Origin of the sequence: Microcoleus sp. Pol12A5 (assembly GCF_036701435.1) — a bacterium.
Taxonomy (GTDB): Bacteria; Cyanobacteriota; Cyanobacteriia; order Cyanobacteriales; family Microcoleaceae; genus Microcoleus.
Map to the genome: position 1 here is coordinate 1 of NZ_JAUBQU010000259.1, position 2418 is coordinate 2418.

Here is a 2418-nt window from a genome sequence, read left to right on the forward strand (position 1 = left end):
AAATCAGATCCAAGTACATTGCCCAGAGTAGTTTCTAACTGATCGGTAGTTTGATTTACCCCATTTTTAACCGCATCGACTAGCTTATTTTTGAAGCTGTCAATAAAATTCGGGGCAATGTTCTTGAGGGAACCAACGATCGGTAGTTTAATTGTGTTTAGCTGGTCGTCAAGGATGTTTTCAAGTTTGTTCAATCCAGCTTCTAAACCGCACCAATTATTCTGTGTGTTGATGATACCAGCAGGCGGTGTCGGCGGTATCGGCGGTGTCGGCGGCTCAACTATGACTGGCGTTGGTGTCGGTGTCGGCGGTGTCGGCGGCTCAACTATGACTGGTGTTGGTGTCGGTGTCGGCGGCTCGACTATGACTGGCGTTGGTGTCGGCGGTGTCGGTGTCGGCGGCTCGACTATGACAGGCGTTGGTGTCGGTGTCGGCGGTGTCGGTGTCGGCGGCTCGACTATAACTGGCGTTGGTGTCGGTGTCGGCGGTGTGGGTGGCTCGACTATAACTGGCGTTGGTGTCGGTGTCGGCGGTGTCGGTGCAGTGTCGTTATCTGCGATCGCCACTGTCACCCCTGGAACCCCAATCCCATTATACTTAGCATCAGTGCTACTCACATTATGAGTAATATTGCCGCTGTGCGCCCCTTCCACAATTGTATCGTCAACAGCTTTCACCGTAACGGGTTGAACGACATTCCAATTATCTGCATTGAAAGTCAGAGGCGCGATCGCCTGAATCTGATTACCTGTTGTGAGATAGATCGTTACAGGCGCGATCGGCTGCGACGTTAATTGGATGCCATAACTGCCATTCGCCCCGCCTTCTGTAGCAATTGTTGCCGTGGGAGTAATAGAAATACCAGCGGTATCATTGTCCTTATTGGTAATGCTAACATCCGCTACATCTCGGTTGTTATAATTCCCATCTGTACTAACAGCAGCAGCCGTGAGTATTTGGTAGCCAATATCGCCGTCAACAATGCTATCATTAACCCCGGTTACTGTTATTGGTAGCGCTGTATTCCAGTTAGCCGGAGTGAAAGTTATGCTAGCAGGGGAAACAGTTCCTTCTGCAACATTGTCACTGCTCAAACCGATGGTAACGTCAGCAGTTGGCTGAGTATTCAGAACCACAGTAAAGTTAGCAGGAGTGCCATCTTCACCAGTAGTTAATCCCGCCGTCGGATTCACCGTAATTCCCGGAGTTTCATTGTCACTGTTGGTGACGGTGACATCTTCAGGATCGAGGTTATTGTAATTAACATCGGTGCTCACAGCAGCAGCCGTGACAATTTTGTAAGGTAGAGGGCCATCAGCTACTAAATCGTCAACACCACTTATCGTTATTGTTTGCGGTTGATTGTAGTTAGCAGTAGTGAAAGTTAAGCTCTCCGTTGAAACTGTTCCTTCTGCAACATTGTCACTCCTCAAACCGATGGTAACGTCAGCAGTGGGTTGAGAATTGAGTTTGACTGTGAAGGTAGCAGTGCCACCAACTTCATTTGTAGTTAATGCTGTTGGGTTAATAGTAAAGCCAGCTTTGTCATCATTAGTAATAGTTGTGGTAGCACTAGCAGTGGTAATTGTCGGTGTTATGCCTGGGCTGGTGGGATTGGACAGGGTGACGGCTATGGTTTCATCGGGTTCAACTAGGGTGTCGCCTAATACATCTAGAGTAATGGTTTTGGATGTTTCATCGGCGGCAAAATTAATTGTGCCAGTAACAGCAGTTGCCCCTGAAGTGCCGCCGATGTTGTTGTAATCGCTGCTGTTTGTAGCTGTGCCGGCGATCGCATAATTGACGCTACTTGCCCCGCCTGTGTTGCCGCTGCGAGTCGCGGTGAAAGTCAGAGGTTTTGTGCCGCTATTACCTTCGGCAATGCTTGCAGTATCGGCGGCAATGGCATAAGAAACAGTACCGTTTGCTGCAATAGTTAGTGTCGTTTGTTTGGTTGTACCTGCAATGCCATCGGTGATTGCACCCAAGTTGAGGATGGCCGTTTCATCGTTTTCAGGGAGATTGTCAGGTTTGATCGCGACTGGAATATTTTGTTCTGTACTTGTTCCACTTGCGGGGAAAGTTAGGGAAGTCGGCGATAGGGTGTAGTCAGAATTTTGGGTAGCGCTGGTGTTGGGGTCGATCGCAATTGGTACAATTACATCACCAAACGGAGTGCCGCCGCTGATAGTGACGGGGATATTAACCACTGTATCTGCATCCCCTTCAGTTCCGCTGAAAGTAGCCGCACCGAAATTAATTGTGTTCGGTGAATTCAAGAGAACTGAAACATTATTAGAATCTCTGTTAGCAACTGCGATATCGAGTCTGTCGTCCGCATTGAAATTTGCGATCGCCAGAGAACTCGGATTTGTTCCGACGCTAAAGTTGGTCGCACTGCTAAAACCGCCAGTTCCA

At 48.7% G+C, this 2418-nt stretch carries 1 protein-coding gene; it reads right to left on the reverse strand.

The annotated features are described in order from the left end of the window. A partial coding sequence (locus QUA45_RS28520; RefSeq protein WP_333223282.1) for a Calx-beta domain-containing protein occupies positions 1–2418 on the reverse strand: 2418 nt, incomplete at both ends.